The organism is Streptomyces sp. LS1784 (assembly GCF_020103755.1).
GTDB lineage: Bacteria > Actinomycetota > Actinomycetes > Streptomycetales > Streptomycetaceae > Kitasatospora.
The window spans coordinates 1-699 of record NZ_JAHSQD010001232.1 but is presented as its reverse complement, the minus strand read 5'-3'; the positions used below and the strand labels follow the sequence as shown (position 1 = coordinate 699).

Below are 699 nucleotides of genomic sequence, written 5' to 3'. Positions count from 1 at the left end.
GCCGAGCCGGCCGGGCATGCGGCCCGGCCGCTGGCGCCGCAGCCGAAGGAAGCCGCGCAGGGCGCGGCCGGCCGGCCCGGGGAGGCCGGCCTGCGCGATGGACTCGTCGGAGTCCTGCTGGTGCTCACCGGCCTCGAACTGATCACCCGTCGGGTGGTCGCCCGCAGGGCCGGTGCTCCTCGGCGCTGACCTGCGCCGAACCGTCCGACCATCCATTCATGTGTCTGCGCGTCAGGTCAGCTTTGGACGATTCGTCAGTAAATGTCGACACACCTCGGTTCAAATGTCGCATTTGATGACGTATGAACTTAGCCTGACCCTGGCACTGCCCGTCAGATCCGGGCCGCCCGTTGCGCGACACACCGACCCAGAGGATCCGTGCATGGACGTCACCCGCGATTCTTCGCTGCGACCCGACAACCTGCCCAAGGCGCTCCCGCCAGCCCTGCCGGAACGTTCCGTCTCCGGTTCCGGCTCGCTGGTCAGCGCCACGGCCGTCAAGACCGTCAAGCAGGGCGGACCGGCCGACAGCGGCCCGGCGACCACCCCGCTGGCGGTCGTCCCGAGCCCGTCGCCGGCCGAGCCGGTGGACCTGCGCGACCCGCTGGAGACAGCCGCGCCGGAGACCGTCGGACTCCTGGACACCAAGGCGGCCGGGGCCCGGACCGCCACCGCCACCCGGCGCCCGCCGCGCGCCGA

1 protein-coding gene and 1 pseudogene are annotated in these 699 nt (G+C 72.1%); both read left to right on the top strand.

Annotated features, from left to right (window positions below; genetic code table 11):
* A partial coding sequence (locus KS423_RS46715) for a hypothetical protein (protein ID WP_224285689.1) occupies window positions 1-189 on the top strand: 189 nt, incomplete at its 5' end.
* A 193-nt stretch (window positions 190-382) separates the two neighbouring features.
* Window positions 383-699, top strand: a pseudogene (locus KS423_RS46710) (hypothetical protein); the annotation flags it as partial.